This is a genomic window from Pseudomonas sp. WS 5503 (assembly GCF_012985385.1).
Classification (GTDB): domain Bacteria; phylum Pseudomonadota; class Gammaproteobacteria; order Pseudomonadales; family Pseudomonadaceae; genus Aquipseudomonas; species Aquipseudomonas paracarnis.
The window spans coordinates 517,988-537,668 of the sequence record NZ_JAAQWI010000002.1; the positions used below are offsets into that span (position 1 = coordinate 517,988).

General features: G+C 59.3%; 17 protein-coding genes and 1 pseudogene. 7 read left to right on the forward strand and 11 right to left on the reverse strand.

The window, feature by feature from the left end; translation table 11 throughout:
* Positions 1–215: 215 nt before the first annotated feature.
* Together HBO10_RS08160 and HBO10_RS08165 are read right to left on the reverse strand one after the other, a co-directional pair.
* Positions 216–1,202, reverse strand: a complete 987-nt coding sequence (locus tag HBO10_RS08160) for a phosphate ABC transporter substrate-binding protein PstS (RefSeq protein ID WP_003195633.1) — start codon at positions 1,200–1,202, stop codon at positions 216–218.
* 119 nt (positions 1,203–1,321) lie between these two features.
* Positions 1,322–2,611 carry an MFS transporter gene (locus HBO10_RS08165; RefSeq protein WP_034129128.1) on the reverse strand — a complete coding sequence of 430 codons (1,290 nt, stop codon included), beginning with the start codon at positions 2,609–2,611 and terminating at the stop codon, positions 1,322–1,324.
* A 406-nt stretch (positions 2,612–3,017) separates the two neighbouring features.
* Here HBO10_RS08165 and HBO10_RS08170 point away from each other — a divergent pair, with 406 nt between their 5' ends.
* Both HBO10_RS08170 and HBO10_RS08175 read left to right on the forward strand, forming a co-directional pair.
* On the forward strand, positions 3,018–3,422 hold the full coding sequence (locus HBO10_RS08170; protein WP_003176975.1) for an acyl-CoA thioesterase: 405 nt from the start codon (positions 3,018–3,020) through the stop codon (positions 3,420–3,422).
* Positions 3,423–3,480: 58 nt separating this feature from the next.
* A complete protein-coding gene (locus HBO10_RS08175) occupies positions 3,481–4,380 on the forward strand; it encodes a D-hexose-6-phosphate mutarotase (RefSeq protein ID WP_034129129.1) in 900 nt (299 codons plus the stop codon).
* Positions 4,381–4,495: 115 nt separating this feature from the next.
* Here the strand turns inward: HBO10_RS08175 and HBO10_RS08180 are convergent, their stop codons facing one another.
* The 8 genes and pseudogenes from HBO10_RS08180 to HBO10_RS08215 form a co-directional block, all read right to left on the reverse strand.
* Positions 4,496–5,032 carry a DUF3299 domain-containing protein gene (locus HBO10_RS08180; protein ID WP_034129130.1) on the reverse strand — a complete coding sequence of 179 codons (537 nt, stop codon included), beginning with the start codon at positions 5,030–5,032 and terminating at the stop codon, positions 4,496–4,498.
* 77 nt (positions 5,033–5,109) lie between these two features.
* On the reverse strand, positions 5,110–5,355 hold the full coding sequence (locus HBO10_RS08185) for a GlsB/YeaQ/YmgE family stress response membrane protein (RefSeq protein WP_005792540.1): 246 nt from the start codon (positions 5,353–5,355) through the stop codon (positions 5,110–5,112).
* 105 nt (positions 5,356–5,460) lie between these two features.
* On the reverse strand, positions 5,461–6,546 hold the full coding sequence (locus HBO10_RS08190) for a 5-(carboxyamino)imidazole ribonucleotide synthase (protein ID WP_020302828.1): 1,086 nt from the start codon (positions 6,544–6,546) through the stop codon (positions 5,461–5,463).
* An 11-nt stretch (positions 6,547–6,557) separates the two neighbouring features.
* Complete coding sequence (gene purE, locus HBO10_RS08195; RefSeq protein ID WP_003195648.1) at positions 6,558–7,049, reverse strand: 5-(carboxyamino)imidazole ribonucleotide mutase; 492 nt, start codon at positions 7,047–7,049, stop codon at positions 6,558–6,560.
* Positions 7,050–7,246: 197 nt separating this feature from the next.
* Complete coding sequence (locus tag HBO10_RS08200; RefSeq protein ID WP_052200006.1) at positions 7,247–7,783, reverse strand: HipA domain-containing protein; 537 nt, start codon at positions 7,781–7,783, stop codon at positions 7,247–7,249.
* The gene (locus HBO10_RS08205) at positions 7,780–7,932 is read right to left on the reverse strand and encodes a hypothetical protein (protein WP_080757762.1); all 153 of its coding nucleotides are present in this window, start codon (positions 7,930–7,932) and stop codon (positions 7,780–7,782) included. Before HBO10_RS08205 ends, HBO10_RS08200 begins: the two co-directional genes overlap by 4 nt.
* Positions 7,933–7,971: 39 nt before the next feature.
* The gene (locus tag HBO10_RS08210; RefSeq protein WP_052200007.1) at positions 7,972–8,178 is read right to left on the reverse strand and encodes a hypothetical protein; all 207 of its coding nucleotides are present in this window, start codon (positions 8,176–8,178) and stop codon (positions 7,972–7,974) included.
* 110 nt (positions 8,179–8,288) lie between these two features.
* Positions 8,289–8,621, reverse strand: a pseudogene (locus tag HBO10_RS08215) (hypothetical protein); the annotation flags it as partial.
* Positions 8,622–8,772: 151 nt separating this feature from the next.
* Between HBO10_RS08215 and HBO10_RS08220 the strand changes: the two are divergent.
* Complete coding sequence (locus HBO10_RS08220) at positions 8,773–9,426, forward strand: reprolysin-like metallopeptidase (RefSeq protein WP_034129131.1); 654 nt, start codon at positions 8,773–8,775, stop codon at positions 9,424–9,426.
* A gap of 59 nt (positions 9,427–9,485) precedes the next feature.
* Here the strand turns inward: HBO10_RS08220 and HBO10_RS08225 are convergent, their stop codons facing one another.
* Complete coding sequence (locus HBO10_RS08225) at positions 9,486–10,400, reverse strand: LysR substrate-binding domain-containing protein (protein ID WP_034129132.1); 915 nt, start codon at positions 10,398–10,400, stop codon at positions 9,486–9,488.
* A gap of 181 nt (positions 10,401–10,581) precedes the next feature.
* Here HBO10_RS08225 and aspA point away from each other — a divergent pair, with 181 nt between their 5' ends.
* The 4 genes from aspA to HBO10_RS08245 all read left to right on the forward strand — a co-directional run bounded on the left by aspA (position 10,582) and on the right by HBO10_RS08245 (position 19,651).
* A complete protein-coding gene (gene aspA / locus HBO10_RS08230) occupies positions 10,582–12,006 on the forward strand; it encodes an aspartate ammonia-lyase (RefSeq protein WP_003195657.1) in 1,425 nt (474 codons plus the stop codon).
* 392 nt (positions 12,007–12,398) lie between these two features.
* Entirely contained in the window at positions 12,399–13,844 is a 1,446-nt protein-coding gene (locus HBO10_RS08235; protein WP_034129133.1) for an alanine/glycine:cation symporter family protein, read from the forward strand.
* A gap of 76 nt (positions 13,845–13,920) precedes the next feature.
* Complete coding sequence (locus HBO10_RS08240; protein WP_034129134.1) at positions 13,921–14,898, forward strand: asparaginase; 978 nt, start codon at positions 13,921–13,923, stop codon at positions 14,896–14,898.
* 115 nt (positions 14,899–15,013) lie between these two features.
* Positions 15,014–19,651: a hypothetical protein gene (locus HBO10_RS08245; RefSeq protein ID WP_034129135.1), complete on the forward strand. Its 4,638-nt coding sequence runs from the start codon at positions 15,014–15,016 to the stop codon at positions 19,649–19,651.
* The last annotated feature ends 30 nt before the right edge of the window (positions 19,652–19,681 follow it).

Consider the following 19,681-nt stretch of genomic DNA (forward strand, 5'->3'; position numbering starts at 1 on the left):
CCTGTATGACAGAAAGATGACAGTGCAGTGACGCAACAAATCCGCCGCGAAGCAGGGCTGGCAGCGGATAAAAAATTAGGGATGCAGACTGCTTATGTGGGAGCGGGCTTGCCCGCGATGGCATCAACACGATTTCAACGCTAAACCGCGTCGCCAGCATCGCGGGCAAGCCCGCTCCCACAGAAAAGCATGCGTCTACATCAGGTATCGCAGGCTTAGTTGCCTTCTTTCAGACCCAGGTCAGCCAGGGCCTTGGCGGCGACTTTGGCTGGCAGTGGGATGTAGCCGTCTTTGACCACTACTTCCTGGCCCTGCTTGGACAGCACCAGTTTCACGAACTCAGCTTCCAGCGGCGCCAGTGGCTTGTTCGGGGCTTTGTTGACATACACGTAGAGGAAACGCGACAGCGGATACTTGCCGTTCAGGGCGTTTTCTTCGGAGTCTTCGATGTAGTCAGTGCTGCCTTTCTTGGCCAATGGCACGGTCTTCACGCTGGCGGTCTTGTAGCCGATGCCCGAGTAACCGATGCCGTTCAGCGAGGAGCTGATCGACTGCACGACCGAAGCCGAGCCCGGTTGTTCGTTCACGTTTGGCTTGTAGTCGCCTTTGCACAGGGCTTCTTCCTTGAAGTAGCCGTAGGTGCCGGATACCGAGTTACGCCCGAACAGTTGCACTGGCTTGTTGGCCAGGTCGCCGGTCACGCCCAGGTCACCCCAGGTTTTCACATCGGCTTTGGCGCCGCACAGACGCGTCGAGGAGAAGATCGCATCGACCTGTTCCATGGTCAGGTGCTGGATCGGGTTGTCCTTGTGCACAAATACCGCCAGGGCATCCACGGCAACCGGGATTGCCGTTGGCTTGTAGCCGTACTTCTGCTCGAAGGCCGCCAGTTCGGTGTCCTTCATCTTGCGGCTCATCGGGCCCAGGTTGGAGGTGCCTTCAGTCAGCGCAGGTGGCGCAGTGGCAGAGCCGGCAGCTTGAATCTGGATGTTGACGTTCGGGTATTCCTTTTTGTAACCCTCGGCCCACAGGGTCATCAGGTTAGCCAAGGTATCGGAGCCGACGCTGGACAGGTTGCCCGACACACCAGTGGTCTTGACGTAAGCCGGGATTGCCGGATCAACACCAGCGGCCACCGCGTTGGCGGTCGCAACGCCAGCAGCGACAAAAGTCATTGCCGCCATCAAACGTTTCAGTTTCATGCCTTGCTCCTAGCAGATAGGGATAATTGGATCGGGGCCAAGTATCGGCAGGCCGTGTGAACACTCTATGTCTGAAATATGACAATTAGATGAAAGGCCACTATCTGAATGTGCAGGCTTCAGCGGCCGCGTTTCCACAGATACCCGCCCACCAGCATCCCCATCACACACAGGACGGCCACATAGTAAGCCGGGCCCATCGGGCTCTCCTTCATCAGCAGCGACACCGCCAATGGCGTCAACCCGCCGAACACGGCATAAGCAACGTTGTAGGAGAACGACAGACCGCTGAAGCGCACCACCGGCGGGAAGGCTTTGACCATCACGTAGGGCACCACGCCGATGGTGCCGACAAACAGACCCGTCAAGGCATACAACGGGAACAGCCAGTCGGGGTGGGCCATCAGGCTGTGATACAGCGTCCAGGAAGTCGCCAGCAGCAGTGCGCAACCTGTGACCAGCACGCGACCGGCGCCAAAGCGGTCGGCCAGCGCGCCCGAGGCGATGCAACCCAGGCTCAGGGTCACGATGGCCAGACTATTGGCCTGCAGCGCCACCGTAGGGCTGAAGTGGTAGATGGTTTGCAGCACGGTCGGGGTCATCAGGATGACTACCACCACACCGGCCGACAATAGCCAGGTCAGCAGCATCGACAGCACAATGGCGCCACGGTGATCGCGCAACACGGCGCGCAAGGGCAGTTCAGCGGCCAGGCTCTTGCGTTGCTGCATCTCGGCGAAGATCGGCGTTTCATGCAGCCAACGACGCAGATACACCGACAGCAGGCCGAATACGCCGCCGAGCAGGAAAGGAATCCGCCAGGCGTAATCAGAGACCTGTTCCGGTGTATAGGCGCTATTGATGGCGGTAGCCACCAACGAGCCCAGCAGAATACCGGCGGTGAGGCCGCTGGTCAGGGTGCCGCAGGCGTAGCCGATGTGGCGCGGCGGGACGTGTTCGGAGACGAACACCCAGGCGCCCGGTACTTCGCCGCCGATCGCCGCGCCCTGGATGATGCGCATCAGCAGCAACAGGACCGGCGCCCACAGGCCGATCTGCGCGTAGGTGGGCAGCAGACCCATGATCAGGGTGGGTACGGCCATCATGAAAATGCTCAGGGTGAACATCTTCTTGCGCCCCAGCAGGTCACCGAAGTGCGCCATGATGATGCCGCCCAAGGGGCGCGCCAGGTAGCCGGCGGCGAAGATGCCGAAGGTCTGCATCATGCGCAGCCATTCGGGCATGTCCACAGGGAAGAACAGTTTCCCGACCACGGTGGCGAAAAACACAAAGATGATGAAGTCGTAGAACTCCAGCGCTCCACCCAGGGCAGACAGCGACAGGGTTTTGTAGTCGTTGCGGGTCAGCGGGCGCGAGGGTTGCGCACTGCTTGCGGGCACGGAGGACATGGCAAGGCTTCTCTTATAGTAATCATCGTAAAGGACTGCACGCCCGTGACTTGCGGCGGGTTTGGCAAGATAGCAAATCGCCCGAAAAAGCACAGCGCCAGGAGCACAGTTGCGCGCAAAAGCCCCGATACAGCGTCTATTTACCGACCAAATGAGCGTCGGGAGGTCGTCGTGGCGCCAGGGTCTCGATATACTCGCCGGTGCAAGCGCCAGACCCGCTGTCTTGAGGGGCTGCTGTGCCAAAACGTTGTTGGGTGCCGTCCAGCCGGTTTGGCAGAGTTTCCCTTTAGTTCGCCTTACGAGAAACGCATCGAGCGGTGTATGTTGGTGCTGAAACGTTTTTCTAAGAAGACGGCTATCCACTTGAAATACCCATGAAGCGTCACGGGTCAGAGGCACCCTCGGCATGATCGAACTCGAACAAGAAGATCCTATCCCGCAAGGCGATCTCGCCCTGCAAATCACCGCGCTTCCGCGTGAAACCAACGGTTTTGGCGATATCTTCGGCGGCTGGCTGGTCGCGCAGATGGACTTGGCCGGCACGGCAATGGCCAGCAAGGTCGCCGGTGGGCGCGTGGCCACCGTGGCCATTGATCGCATGGCGTTTCTGGTGCCGGTGGCCGTGGGTGCGCAGCTTTCCTTCTATACCCAGGCCCTGGAAATTGGCCGCAGCTCGATCCAGATGATGGTCGAAGTGTGGAGCGACGATCCGTTGTCCAGCGAATGGCGCAAGGTGACCGAAGCCGTATTCGTGTTCGTCGCCATCGATGGCAGCGGCCGCACGCGCTCGGTACCGTCACGGGCGCGTTAAACCTCGCCGGGTTTTAACGGTCAATTGCCCCATTGCCTGCCACTAAGAGAGCTTTGTTATGCCTACGCCCCACGTTGAGACGGTAAAAATCGACGAGCTGGACTGTTGGCGCATCCGCCACAACGGCGCCGAGTTGATGGTGGCCCAACAGGGTGCGCATATCTTCAGTTACCAGCGCGAGGGCGAACAGCCGCTGATCTGGCCGAACCCTGAGGCTGTGTTCAAGCAGGGCAAAGGCATTCGTACCGGCGTACCGGTGTGCTGGCCGTGGTTCGGGGTGTTCGACCGCAACCCGCAAAGCGTCAAAGCCATGCGCCAGAGTGATCAGCCTGCCGGCGCCCACGGTTTTGTGCGCACCGCCCGCTGGGAACTGGCCACCACCGAACTCGACGGCCAGACGCTGCGAGTGGACTTGGTATTGCCGGTGCCGGCTGGCGGCTTTCCAGGCTGGCCCCATCAGGTAGACCTGACGCTGAGCCTGCTGTTGGATGACCAACTGCACATCCGCCTGACCAGCCACAACCACGGCGCCGACACCGTGACCCTCAGCCAGGCATTGCACACCTACTTCGCCGTGAGCGATGTGCGCAAAGTGCAGGTCGAGGGGCTGGATGGCGTGGCCTACATCGATACCGCCGACGGGTGGACCGAGAAACAGCAAGCCGGGCTGCTGCACTTCAGCGCCGAAACAGACCGCATTTACCTGAATACGCCGGCCCAGTTGAACATCGTCGATAGCGATTGGCAGCGCCGTATCCAGCTCACCAGCGAAGGCTCGAAATCCACCGTGGTCTGGAACCCCTGGACCGAACGCGCCAAGGCTTTCGACGATATGGCCGATGACGGCTGGCAGGGTATGTTGTGCATCGAGACGGCCAACGTGCTGGACGATGTTGTGAACCTGGCGCCCGGCGAAAGCCACACTCTAGGCGTGAGCATCACGGCACTGGCCTTGTAAACCCAATCAAATGTGGGAGCTGGCTTGCCTGCGATGCAGGCAACTGGGTGTATCAGGAACACCGAGGCGTTGCTATCGCAGGCAAGCCAGCTCCCACAGGGTTATGCTCTGAGCTTTAGAGATCAGACTCCTTCACCACCCGCACCTTCCCGGCCTCCAGCGCATATGCGGCATCTGCCAAGTCGTTATTGACCGTCTCCACCTTCAACGTGCCCGTGACCCACAGCGGCGTGTAGATATCATCCAGCTTCAACCCCTTGGGATAGCGCACCAGCACCAGTTGATTAGGCGGCGGTGGCGGCACGTGTATGCAGGCGCCCGGGTAAGGCACCAGGAAGAACAATGTGCTGCGGCCCTTGGCGTCCGTTTCAAGCGGCACCGGATAGCCGCCAATGCGGATATTCTTGCCGTTCATGGCCGCTACGGTCTTGGTGGAATACATCACCGCAGGCAGGCCCTTGCTCTGCTTCAAGCCACCCTTTTCGGTGAACGTGCCTTGAGCTTCGGGGGAGTTGTGGTCGATCTCGGGCATGGCTTCGAGAGCTTTCTGATCCGACAGCGGCATCAGGTCGAGCCAGTCGGTTTCCGGCAGTTCGCCAGCGTGCGCCAGGCCAGAGCCCAGCAGAAGAAGCGTTAACAGAAGACGGCGCATGGAGAGGCTCGGCAAATACAAGGGCCGAGCATTCTAGCCCTCTGCGCCTGCGCAGCGCAGAGGACTTTGTCGGCTGATTACTTCTTTTTAATCAGGCCGTAGATCACCAGCAACACGATGGCACCCACCAGCGCGCCGATGAAACCTGCGCCCTGGCCTGCCTGGTAGATCCCCAGGGCCTGACCGCCATAGGTCGCGGCCAGGGAACCGGCGATACCCAGCAGGATGGTCATGATCCAGCCCATGCTGTCGTCGCCAGGCTTGAGGAAGCGCGCCAGCAGGCCGACGATCAAGCCGATAAAAATGGTTCCGATGATACCCATGGCATTTCCCTCTGATTGGTATGAGTCATGCCAAAGCCTAGTCAGCCTTTGGCATCCTGCAATCAGAGAGACGCAGAACCCCAATGGTTCCCGCCGTGGTCAGGCTTATTGTTCGGCGATCAGCGCTTCAACCTTGAGGATCTGCGCCTGCAGCGTCGCACGGTCCTTGCAACGCAGGTTGGCGTGGCCGACCTTGCGCCCGGCCTTGAAGGCCTTGCCGTAGTGATGCACGTGACAATCGTCGATCGCCATCACACGCTCCACCGGCGGTACAGAGCCGATGAAGTTGAGCATGGCGCTCTCGCCGACCTTGGCCGTGGAGCCCAACGGCAAGCCCGCCACCGCCCGCAGGTGGTTTTCGAACTGGCTGCACTCGGCGCCTTCGGTGGTCCAGTGCCCGGAGTTGTGCACACGCGGGGCGATTTCGTTGGCTTTGAGGCCGCCGTCGACTTCAAAGAACTCGAACGCCATTACACCAACGTAATCCAGCTGCTTGAGCACACGGCTGGAATAGTCTTCGGCCAGGGCCTGCAGCGGGTGGTCAGTACTGGCTACCGACACTTTCAGGATGCCGTTGACGTGGGTGTTGTGCACCAACGGGTAAAAGCGGGTTTCGCCATCACGGGCGCGTACGGCAATCAGCGAGACTTCGCCGGTGAACGGCACGAAGCCTTCCAGCAGGCAGGCAACGCTGCCGAGCTCGGCAAAAGTGCCGACCACATCGGCAGCGGTGCGCAGGACTTTCTGGCCCTTGCCGTCGTAGCCCAAGGTGCGGGTTTTCAACACCGCCGGCAGGCCGATGCTGGCGACCGCGGCGTCCAGGTCGGCCTGGGACTGGATATCGGCGAAGGCCGGCGTCGGAATGCCCAGGTCCTTGAACATGCTCTTTTCGAACCAGCGATCGCGAGCGATGCGCAAGGCTTCGGCGCTCGGGTACACCGGCACGAACTGCGACAGGAAGGCCACGGTTTCGGCCGGGACGCTTTCGAATTCGAAGGTCACAAGGTCAACTTCATCGGCCAGTTGGCGCAGGTGGTCCGGGTCGCTGTAGTCAGCGCGCAGGTGTTCACCCAGGGCCGCAGCGCAGGCGTCCGGCGCCGGGTCCAGGAAAGCGAAGTTCATCCCCAGCGGCGTACCCGCCAAAGCCAGCATGCGGCCCAGTTGGCCGCCACCGATTACACCGATTTTCATCGTCAACAACCTCAGGCGATGCGTGGGTCTGGATTGTCCAGCACGCTGTCTGTCTGCTCAGCACGGAATTTTTTCAGCACCGCATGAAACTGCGGGTGCTTGGCGCCCAGGATGCTGGCGGACAGCAAGGCTGCGTTGATCGCGCCGGCCTTGCCGATTGCCAGGGTTGCCACCGGAATGCCAGCCGGCATCTGCACAATGGACAACAGCGAATCCACGCCCGAGAGCATCGACGACTGCACCGGCACGCCAAGCACGGGCAGGTGAGTCTTGGCCGCACACATGCCAGGCAAGTGCGCCGCGCCGCCGGCACCGGCGATGATCACCTCGATGCCACGGGATTCTGCTTCATCGGCATACTGGAACAGCAAATCCGGGGTGCGGTGGGCGGAGACCACCTTCACTTCGTACGGAATGCCGAGTTTTTCCAGCATATCGGCGGTGTGGCTAAGGGTGGACCAATCGGACTTGGAGCCCATGATCACGCCAACCAATGCACTCATCGTCGTGCCTCTTCTCTCTGGGCGCCCGCAGGCGCGTCAAAAAACAACAAGCCACGCGGGAAATCCAGCGTGGCTTGGTGTACGAATTAAGGCCGGTTTGGACCGGCCGAAGGCCGCGCAGTATACCGTAATAATCCAGATAAACAGCCCCTGGGATGACCATCTGTCTAGCGGCGCAAAGTGGCGGTTTTATTGACTTAAGAGTCAGGCAAAAGGTCCAGTCGATGGGTCTTGGCAATGGCATTGATCATCACCGACGAGACCCCCGTTTTTGCAGCGATCACGGGCCATTGCATCACCGCTTCATGCACCTCGCGGATGATCTGCTTGGCCTTCAGCCCTTTGATCTGGCTGCCCACACTGAGCAGGTCAGCCACCACAAAATGGTCGCGCCTACCGTTGATGCTCATCTGATGGCTGTCGACCCAGAAATTTCCAGGCATATAGGACCAGGTAACGTCATAGGCAGGCGACAAATACCAGGTACCGTCAGTGTCCAGCAAAAAGCTGATGTTCTTGGTGTGGTCGTCCTGATTTCGAGCGATAACGTTGAACACCATGCGCCTGAAAAACTGCTCCGCCTCCCGACGCCCCAGTTTCAGCGCCCTGAACACGTTCAGGGCCTCGGCGTAGGAGTACTCACCCGGTTTTTTGTAGTCGGCATGATCCAGCGCGCACAAGGTCGCGGTGTGAATGTTGTCACCTTCATCGGTGCGGTCGAATCGCTTGGTCATGAAGTGAGCAAGCCCTCTTCAAGCAGACGGCACTCCGTCATTACCACGCCGGCTTGCCTGGCCATCAAGTAGTAGGCGTACTCGATGCGACCAAACCCCTGGCTATCGGCAAGCACATCGGTGTTTTTTGCGACATCGAACTTGAGCAACCAGTAGCTATAGCCTTTGGGCGCCGGAACCTGCCCTGATCAGATATGCCCTTCGCGATTGATGGCAATGATCGCCTTTGCGCGAGCGCCACCAGCACTTGTGCCCATCTGGATCAAGCGCGGCAACGCGGCGTCGTCGACGCTAGGGTCATTGGATGTCAGCCGGTCCTCCAGGCTTTGGCGCCCCGAGAGCACCTCCCCAGCCAACTGGGTCAGCGCCGCTGATCTCGATGGTTTCGGCCTCATTGGCCTCAATGTTCATAAGTGATCGCGTATTGAAAAATACCTTTTGGTCAGAAAAATGATCAAAAAATGACAAAAAGCGATCTATTGAGCACTAAACCACTCAATGTCATTCAAGCGAAACCTTGATCTCCTTGCGCCGCCCCACCTTCCAGCTTGCGCCACAACAACCGCACATTGGCCTTACGCACCAACGCGCAGCGATACAAGCGAATCTCCAGCGGCACATGCCATTGCGGCCCGCCGCGCACCAGCCGTTCGCCACGGGCCAGTTCCGCACGCACGCTCAATTGTGGCACCCAGGCGATGCTCAGGCCTTTATTGCACAGTTGCGCGATCCAACGAGGGAAGAAGCCCGGCACCAGGGGGTGCGCCGCCACCTCTTGCATGCTTTCGCCCAGCCCGCCTTCGAGGTGATGTAAATGGCGCAGCACTTCACCGAGCTCTCCAGGCTGCGGATGCGTCGATTGGGTAACACAGCGCCGCTTCACCGTAACGTAGAGAGTTAATTACCGCCAGGCGGAAACCTTCATCAATAAACTCGCTGGCACCCTGACTCACTCTCTATAACTTGGAACTTCTTGAAAGGATTAAAGGATGACTAAGACAGTCGAACGCACACAAAAAAAAGACATTACCATTATCGCCGCCATTCATGATGACGTGACGCAGACAAAACGAAAGACCATTTACGCTGATTACTTTCACGCAGTCGTAAAAGAACTGGAAAGCTTCGCAGAGCGAAAAATCAATGTCGTCTTCGCCCAGGGCGAGCCCCAAAGCAACATGGAATACAAAGGCGATGTTATTGAGGTCGCTGCCACACGCTGGAGTGCGGTCGGCGCTCAACTTCTAGAAGATATGACGAAAGAAGGCCTAGAAACCAATGAGCTGACCAAAGTCCTTCTCGTCACCAACGACAAATTAAATGATACGGTTTTAGGCATCGCGAGCACATACGGGGAAACCCAAGGCGGAACATACGCCATCGCATCATTGGTCTCGCCAGAAGTCATCGCGCATGAGATCGGTCATTTATTAGGAGCCAAACATGACGACTCTGAAGTTCATGTCAAGCGCCGCTGGGCCAGTGGCCTTAAGCTCCTTGAGGCCTGGTGGCTATTCGGAACCTGGTACGAGGACATTAAGACTCATACCTATATGACACCCTACAGTAGCAGTTCCACTACTTACACTTTCAGCCCCGCCAATCGGCAAAATATTAAGAATTACCTAGCCAACAAAGATTAATACCGACACCTCTTTATACCGCTGTATTCCCATCGGTTCGATCATTGGCTTTCCTCCGCTTAGGCGGAGGAACTCACTGCAATGCCACTCTCGAGCTTCCTCCACAACAACCGCACATTCGCCTTGCGCACCAACGCGCAGCGATACAAGCGAATCTCCAGCGGCACATGCCATTGCGGCCCGCCGCACACCACCAGTTCGCCACGTGCCAACTCTGCACGTACGCTCAACTGCGGCACCCAGGCGATCCCCAAGCCTTCGAGCGCCATGCTCTTGAGGCTGTCGGCCATGGCGGTTTCATAGATGGTGGTAAAGCGCAGAGCCCTCTGGCGCAGCAGCAAATTCACCGAGCGGCCCAGGAACGCGCCGGCGCTGTAGGCCAGCAGCGGCACGCTGCCCTCGCCCTCCAGGTCGAACAGCGGCTTGCCCTCGGCATCGGCGGCGCACACCGGGAGCATTTCGGTGTTGCCCAGATGCAGCGACGGGAAAATCTCGGCGTCCATTTGCATCGCCGCGTCCGGGTCGTAGAACGCCAGCATCAGGTCGCAACCGCCTTCGCGCAGGGCGTGCACGGCGTCGCCGACGTTGGTGGCCACCAGCCGCGTGGCGATATTCAAGCCCTCGTTGCGCAACTGCGCGATCCACCGCGGGAAGAACCCCAAGGCCAGGGAGTGGGCGGCCGCCACTTGCATGACTTCGCCCTGCCCGCCTTCCAGGTGATGCAAATGGCGCAGTACTTCACCGAGCTGTTCGACCACGGTGCGCGCCGTCACCAGAAACAACTGCCCGGCCGCCGTCAGCTCCACCGGCGTACGTGAACGGTTGACCAGCGTCAGCCCCAGCGCGGCTTCCAGGCTGCGGATACGCCGACTGAACGCCGGCTGGGTGACAAAGCGCCGCTCAGCCGCCTGGGAAAAACTACGCGTCGCCGCCAGGGCGCTGAAGTCTTCCAACCACTTGCTCTCAAGGTTCATCACTGCCTCCCACGGAATGCACCATTTTGGCACACACGCCCGCCAAGATAACCGGGTCACATCCACATTATGCCGTTTGTGCATAGGCCAGTGTTTAACAGCATTGGCCCAAAAAGTTCTACAAGCCTAGCATTCGCAGCGTTCCGGCCAGTTCCGGGTCCATATTGAGATGATTTCCGTCATGTCCTCTGCTGCATCATTCCGTACCGAAAAAGACCTGCTTGGCGTACTCGAAGTACCGGCTCAAGCGTATTACGGCATCCAGACCCTGCGAGCGGTGAATAACTTCCGCCTCTCGGGCGTTCCGATTTCGCATTACCCGAAATTGGTGGTCGGTCTGGCAATGGTCAAGCAAGCGGCCGCTGACGCCAACCGCGAGTTGGGCCAGCTCAGCGAAGCCAAGCACGCTGCCATCAGCGAAGCCTGTGCTCGTCTGATCCGCGGCGATTTCCACGAAGAGTTCGTGGTGGACATGATTCAAGGCGGCGCCGGCACTTCAACCAACATGAATGCCAACGAAGTCATCGCCAACATCGCGCTGGAGGCCATGGGTCACCAGAAGGGCGAATACCAATACCTGCACCCCAACAACGACGTGAACATGGCGCAGTCGACCAACGACGCCTACCCCACCGCAATCCGCCTGGGTCTGCTGTTGGGCCATGACGCGCTACTGGCCAGCCTCGATAGCCTGATCCAGGCGTTCGCCGCCAAAGGCGCCGAGTTCAGCCATGTGCTGAAAATGGGCCGCACCCAGTTACAAGACGCCGTGCCGATGACCCTCGGCCAGGAATTCCGCGCCTTCGCCACCACCCTGGGTGAAGACCTGGCCCGCCTGAAAACCCTGGCGCCAGAGCTGCTGACCGAAGTGAACCTGGGCGGCACCGCGATCGGCACCGGCATCAACGCCGACCCGCGCTACCAGGCCCTGGCCGTACAACGCCTGGCCACCATCAGCGGCCAGCCGCTGGTACCGGCAGCCGACCTGATCGAAGCCACCTCCGACATGGGCGCCTTCGTACTGTTCTCCGGCATGCTCAAGCGTACCGCCGTGAAGCTGTCGAAGATCTGCAACGACCTGCGCCTGCTGTCCAGCGGCCCACGCACCGGCATCAACGAGATCAACCTGCCGGCTCGCCAGCCTGGCAGCTCGATCATGCCCGGCAAGGTCAACCCGGTGATCCCGGAAGCGGTCAACCAGGTAGCGTTCCAGGTCATCGGTAACGACCTGGCCCTGACCATGGCAGCCGAAGGCGGCCAACTGCAGTTGAACGTGATGGAGCCGCTGATCGCCTTCAAGATCTTCGACTCGATCCGCCTGTTGCAACGCGCCATGGACATGCTGCGCGAGCACTGCATCGTCGGCATCACCGCCAACGAAGCACGCTGCCGCGAACTGGTGGAGCATTCCATCGGCCTGGTCACCGCGCTGAACCCGTACATCGGCTATGAAAACGCCACCCGCATTGCGCGTATCGCTCTTGAAAGCGGGCGCGGCGTGCTGGAACTGGTGCGTGAAGAAGGCTTGCTCGACGACGCCATGCTCGACGACATCCTGCGCCCGGAAAACATGATCGCTCCACGCTTGGTCCCGCTGAAGGCCTAAGCGTTTGTTGCACCGCTCACCAGGTTGAGGGACTAGACACCTCTCACCTTTTGAGGGCCTGAAGGCTCGTTCTTCAGGCCCTTTTTTTTGCCTTGAGGTTGCTCCATGACGCCCATAAAAAATCTAATATCGCACCGCAAACCTTCCTCCCCTTCCGCGACCGCGCTGAAACCTTTAATCGCCCCGTGCAGACGGATCACGCTCGCCTAGGTATAGTGCCGCCCCTCTTCGCGTCTGCGGCCGTCGGTAACGAGGCCCGGGTACACCGCGAAAGCGCATGAATAACAACACCCGCAAAAGGATGGGGATCGAGCGTCGTGCACTGCCTGGTGCCGAGCGATGCGTCGGACCGTCCTGCGTTTGCCATTAGAAAAATCAGCGAGGAACACTCCATGCTCGAAGTCATCAACGACTTCCTCTCAGGGAAAGTACTGATCGTGCTCATAGTCGGGCTCGGCGGTTATTTCACGATCCGCTCGCGTTTCGTGCAGTTGCGTCACTTTTTCCACATGTTCTCGGTGTTTAAAGACAGCCTCAAGAGCAGCGCCGGCCAACTCAGCTCGTTCCAGGCGCTGATGCTCAGCCTGGCCGGCCGCGTGGGTGCCGGTAACATCGCCGGTGTCGGCATTGCCGTGACGTTGGGTGGCCCGGGTGCCGTGTTCTGGATGTGGGTCACCGCGCTGGTGGGCATGTCTTCGAGCTTTATCGAGTGCTCCCTCGGCCAGTTGTACAAGCGCACCGACGCTGAAGGCACCTACCGTGGCGGCCCGGCGTATTACATCCAGCACGGCCTGCACAAGCGCTGGCTGGGGATGGTCATGGCGTTCCTGCTGCTGGTGACCTTCGGCTTTGCCTTCAACGGCCTGCAAGCACACGCTGTCACCCACTCGCTGAACAACGCCTTCGGCCTCGACACCACCTACACCGGCCTCGCGCTGGCGGTGTTGCTGGGCCTGGTGTTCATCGGCGGGATCAAGCGTATCGCCTCGATCGCCGACCTGCTGGTGCCGGTCAAGACCCTGGTCTACATCGCCGTGACCCTGTACGTGATCGTGCTGCAATTCGACCACGTACCGGCCATGCTCGCGACCATCGTCAAGAGCGCGTTCGGCCTCGACCAAGCCTTCGGTGGCCTGGTGGGCAGCGCGATCATCATGGGTGTAAAGCGCGGCGTGTTCGCCAACGAAGCAGGCTTGGGCAGTGCGCCTAACGTGGCGGCAGTGGCGTCGGTAGAACACCCTATCGCCCAAGGCGTGGTGCAAGCGTTCAGCGTGTTCCTCGACACCTTCGTGATCTGCACCTGTACTGCGTTGCTGATCCTGCTGTCGGGTTTCTACACCCCAGGCTTTGAAGGCGACGGCATTGCCCTGACCCAGAACTCCCTGGCGGCAGTAGTGGGTGACTGGGGCCGCATGTTCATCTCGGTGGCCCTGGCGTTGTTCGTGTTCACGTCGATCATGTACAACTACTACCTGGGCGAGAGCAACCTGCGCTTCCTGGTCGGCAACAACCGCAAGGTGCTGATGGGTTATCGCGCTTTGGTGCTGGTGCTGATTTTCTGGGGCTCCATCGAGAACTTGAGCACGGTGTTTGCCTTCGCCGACATCACCATGACCATGCTCGCGTTCGTCAACCTGTTCGCCCTGGCGTTCCTGTTCAAGATTGCCATGCGCATCCTCAACGACTACGACAACCAGCGCGCGGCGGGTATCAAGACCCCGGTGTTCGATTCCAGCCAGTTCCCCGACCTGGACCTGGACCGCAAGGCCTGGCCGGCCAACCCGGTGAAAACCGAAGCGGCCCCGGCAGCTGAACTGAGCGCTCAAGCGCAACGTTAATCACGGCTAGATGACACGCCGCCCGGCCTTGGGCATGCTCTGGGCCCGGCGGCGTTTTTCGTTCAGGAGATTTTCGATGCAATCAGCTAATAACGTGATGGTGCTCTATACCGGCGGCACCATTGGCATGCAGGCCAGCGCCAATGGCCTGGCACCCGCGTCTGGTTTTGAAGTACGCATGCGTGAACAGCTCGCCGACGCAGACCTGCCCGCGTGGCGCTTCCGGGAAATGTCACCACTGATCGACAGCGCCAACATGAACCCCGCTTACTGGCAGCGCCTGCGCAGCGCCGTGGTCGAGGCGGTAGACGCCGGCTGCGATGCCGTGCTGATCCTGCACGGCACCGACACCCTGGCCTACAGCGCGGCGGCCATGAGCTTCCAACTGCTGGGCCTGCCGGCACCGGTGGTGTTCACCGGTTCGATGCTGCCCGCCGGTGTGCCCGACAGCGATGCCTGGGAAAACGTCAGCGGTGCGTTGACAGCCTTGGCCGAAGGGTTGGAGCCGGGTGTGCACCTGTACTTCCACGGCGCGCTGATGGCACCGACCCGCTGCGCGAAGATTCGCAGTTTTGGGCGCAATCCGTTTGCGGCCTTGCAACGCAAGGATGACTTCGCCCGTGCCGAAACCCTGCCGGCAGCGCTGGATTACCGTCAGCCCAAAGCCTTGGCGAACGTCGGCGTACTGCCGCTGATACCCGGTTTCGACGCTGCACAGCTAGACGCAATCATCAGCAGCGGCATTCAGGGCTTGGTGCTGGAGTGCTTCGGCAGCGGCACCGGGCCGAGCGATAATCCGCAGTTCCTCGCCAGCTTGCAGCGTGCGCAAGATCAAGGTGTGGTGGTGGTCGCCATCACTCAGTGCCATGAAGGCGGTGTAGAGCTGGATGTCTACGAGGCCGGCAGCCGCTTGCGGGGCGCCGGCGTGTTGTCCGGCGCAGGCATGACCCGCGAAGCCGCGTTCGGCAAGTTGCACGCCCTGCTCGGTGCCGGCCTTGCCGTCGAGGAAGTGCGGCGCCTGGTAGAGTTGGACCTGCGTACCAACCCAGCTTGAACGCCCAAGACAGCCCTACATAAGCACTGCTATTCCCTGCTTGCTGATACCTAACATGGAAAACCCGAGCCTGCTCTCGGCTTTTTCCATTGATCGGCAAGACAGGGATGCCCGCATGACAACCTCCAGCTCCACACCCTCGCAGCAAACGCCTCCAGACACTGAAACACACAAACTGGCCACTCAACTGTCCGTCGGACCTTCGTTCCGTGAAGCCGCTCGCGAACTGCTGCGCCAGTCTTTACTGGAGAAATACCCAGACCTGGACATCGACCCGGCCATGACACTGATGGGCACTCCTACCTGGGAGCTCATCGATGACCAGATCGTGCCAGGGCCAACACGCTATGAAACCTTGAGCAGCATCCTGGCCCGGCAGGCCATCCTCAAGGTGCCGACGCTGTGCGTCGAGGGCAATCACTTCCTGACCCTGAAGCCGTTGACCACCCCCCCGCTTCATTTACCCGTGCGTATTGTCGAAATCGCCAATCTTATCAATACCCTGGCGCCGGTGGTCTACCGGGCCTTTCAGGAACAGTTGGTAACGTTCTGGAACCAGAGCAACGGCAACGGTCCTCGCTGGCAAACACTCACCCAGAGCCTGCGCGGGGCCTGGAATGTGCAACACGTCGATGCCTGGACCGACGAAGACTGCACGATGGCCCGAACGCTGTTTCATGCACCCACCCGCTCCGCTCGCCAAGGCAATAACCCTTATGGCAGCCGCGCTTATCTGATTGATGCCGACCTGGTAAAAGGTTCCAAGACGCAGCACACCGACCAAGTATTCATGACCGTGCTCGAGGGCAAATCCGAAGACAAAACCCTGATCCTCTGTTACTCACCCTTCAAGGGATACGAGAAATACGACACCTACCAACAGCTAGGCGATTCGTTGAAGGATCACCTGGAGCAACCGGAGGCTTTTGATCGCCTGGAGTGGCGCCTTTATGAACCTGACGGCGATTTTTTCGAGCACGCTGCCTGCAAGCTGATCGCCCTGCAACTTGAGACTGTGGAAAACCTCAAAACCGGGGATTACAAACAGCCCAGCGCGAAACACCCGCCCCTGCAAACACTCCCGATGCCTGCCGAAAAAGCCATCGCCAAAGGGCCGGGCCCAGGCTGGTATCAAACCCAACTGCCGGACTGGCTGACCGATGCCTCTGCCAGCGATCAGTCGCTTTATTCACGCCACCTCAAGGACTTGGCCTCGCTCAATAGCCTGAATGCCGGCAAGACCTACGATGACGGTATTCCCAGCATTCATCAGTTCGCCTTGGACCAGTTGAAAATCGAGCTGCTCAAGGACCACCCGACGCTGCATTACCTGAAGCTCGACAAGCTGAAAATCCAGGTCAAGAGCCTGGTGGTATGGGGCCTTTTCACCGTGCCCGGGCAGTTCGAAACCACCACGTTCAGCCTTGCCGAACTGGCCCTGCAAAACCTGATTGCACTGCCCACCGGTAATAAAACGTTGCTGAGCGACATCCGCCAATCCATACCGGATCGGATAACCGTGGCTTACCTCGAAACACTGATCAGCCGCTGTAATATCGGTGTCACGTACCCTGCATTGATCCGCAGCAAACTGCTGGATGACCCGGCCGAGGCGTCACGTCGCAAAAAACTGTACGGCGATCACCTGCGAGTCCAATTGCCGATGCTGGCCTTACAGCACAAGATTCGCCGCATGGGCGGGATTGACGAGCGCGGCTACCGCTACGTTGTGGCTGTGATGCAGCCTGAAAGCGGCGACCATTACGTCGACGGCAAAGCCATCATGGTGCGACGCCTGAGCTTCAACCCCAAGCGCCGGCTCATCAACGGCAACGATGACGTCACCAATATGTACATCATCGGCCCAGAAAATGCTCAAGACGGCCCTTGCCTGCTATACCGCCCGTTGTTTGAACCCGCGTTGCTGCAATACCCATCACCGGCAAACTTGCTGTATGCCATCAGCCAGTCGCGCACGTTGCGCGATTCGGTGATTAGCTGGCTACCGGACGCGGTGCGTAACCACTACGCCAATTATGTCTTTACCAGTCATTGGCCGTCGCCGTGGGTCATCGCCGACTTTCTGGTAAACCCCATCGAGCTATGGACCTATAGCGGTCCCGTGAGTCTTGGTGAGGAGAGCCTCAACGGGGATATGTTCAAGACGCTGTTCGAGAGCAACGCCAAAGCGCTGATTGAACTGGCGGACCGCCAATCGGTATCGAATGCCGAAAGCCGCTGGGACACGCTAAAGCAGGCCGGTTGGGTGCTCTTCAATGCCGCACTGCCCTTTATGGGGCGCGTCGCAAGCACTAGCGCGTGGATCTGGCAAATCGTCGAACAGCTGGAAACTTTTGCCCAGGCCCATGAGGAGGGCGACAAGCCTGCACAATGGTCTGCGCTGACCGATGTGCTGCTTAACCTGGGCATGGCGATCACCTTACACAGCGCACAGCGCAGCAGACCTAAGTTCGAACCGGCCAGGATCGAGCCCACCAAAGTCAAGACGACCGAGCTTGCGCCTGAAACGCCGGGCCCCTCCAGCACGATAAGCTTCACCGTCGAGCAACTGCCTGAGCGAACCTCGCTGGCCCCGCCTCCCGATCACGAGATCGCACTGAACACGAGCGGCGCAATCAACCGCACGCCAGCGCTGGAAACCTCGATGCTTGAAAGCTTTAAAACAGAAAAGCCCGCTGACCTCGGCGCCGTCATAGACCAGCCGGCTGCTGACCGCTACCTGTATCAGTCAGGAGAGCAGCACTACGCTCCCGTCGGCGAAAACTGGTTCATGGTGAAAGTGGACGACGATAAAAACATTGTTGTCATTGACCCCAACCAGGCCAACCGCATCGGCCCCATACTGATTCACAACGCTCAGGGCGAATGGTCCGTCGACCACCGGGTGCGCCTGCGCAAACCCAGTACCGATCGGTTGAAAAATACCGCCAAGGACCTTGCGATCACCGAAGCCGACGCATCGCGCAGTAAATTGAAAGCGTTTGAAAGCGCGAAGAAAACCCAGCAGCGCCTACTGCAAGAAACCCGCAAAGCAATGGACGAGGCCCCCAGTACCAGTGCCCAAGCCAAACGCCAGGCCTACCTGGACACGCTCGATGGCCAATCGGAAGACTACGAACAAGCACGGCAACACCTGATGACCATCGCCGTCTTCACCTCGGAGCCTGAGTTCCAAGTAAAAGCCATTGGCTATCTACAGGCCCAACTGGCGCTCAATGAAGCAGGGGTAAACGAAGAACTCGTCCCCTTTACTTCAAAACTTTCGCCCGTTCTGGACCAGCTCCCAATCCATGCACCGCCCCCTCATACCAGCGATATCGCGGACTACCAACAGATCGTCGAGATGAGCGACAGCATGATCAAGCGCCTGGATTACGCTCAGTCACGCTTCACCGAACTACGCAAATTCGGCCCGGCCGGATTCGACGTGATCAGGGAGAGCAAACGCAAACTGCCCCGCTATATGAGCGACGATCTGAGGGCCCTGCAGGTGACGTTGGCGCGTCACTTGTGCCTGACCCCTGAATCCCTCGCAACCGAACCCCATGCCTGGGAGATGCTCAACGACACGCTCGACAGTGCCGACGTCGCGGTACAGACCCTGCGTGACACCCTGGATGAGCGAAGCGAATATCGCCTGGACGAGCGCATTGATGCCTTGAGCAATCTAGTGGAGCAGTTCAAGTTCATCGATGAGCGCTTGAAGGACTTTTCTCAAGAGTTCTCCGAACAGATCCAGGCCCAACCCCTGGAACGCCTGAGTCGATCGCTGCAAGGGTTCGCCAACCGCGCCAAGGCGGCACTTGTCCCTCTGCACGAAGAACAGAAACTGACGCGAATCAGGCCCACCCCTCCCCCTGCGCTACCCAGGCCGCTGAAAAAATTTATCCAGACACGCTACAACGGCGTGTTGATTGGCGAACCCCGCTTGGACCCCATAGGGACCGTATCAAGGTTCGTTGATATCAAGACCCCGATAACCGGCCAGGTCCTGGCCACCTTTCATGAGAAGACTCCGGGTATGTGGGTCGAACACATCGAAACGCCCCCGGCACAGGCCACATCCGCAACGCTCACGCTCCACGACGCCACCACCGCGGGCGAGAAACTACTTGCCCAATTGCCGAAGTTTCAAGAACGCGCCAGCCAACAAGCCAACGATACCTCGCGCACGGCCATCGGCATCGAGTACATGTTTCACCAGCACGCCTGGTTGCTCGAGCGCAGCGAGCAAGATATTGACGAGGCATTGATCAAAGCCAAAGTCACGGCACAAACCAAGCAATCCAGCGCAGACCTGCGCAAACGACTCAAGGCTGCCACAAAAGCACTTTACGCACGAGCCACTGAAACCGTGGCAAAGCTGATCAAGCAACAGCCACCCACCATTGCCCATGTCGACTGGCTCATTAACCACCGCGAAATTGCGATCAAAAAGGTCACGACCCGGCAGCCTCTCAAGGGCGCCACTTGGAGCTATCAAGATGAGTATGCCGTCATTGATCTGTCTACCAGCAAACCCCTCTGGTATGCACATTTCCAATACTCGAGCGCCCACGCTTCACTTAACAGATTTCTCCATGCACGGTTGAAAACACCAGCAGAACAACAGCTCAAAGAGGTGGCTGACACGATCACCGACTTAAACGCAGAGGAACAACTCAACTACTACCGCAGCTCCATCAACCTGACGCAAGCCCAGCGCTTGTTTTTCCCGCCAGAGGTCTATTGACCTCCCCCTCGCGCAACGGCACATAACTTG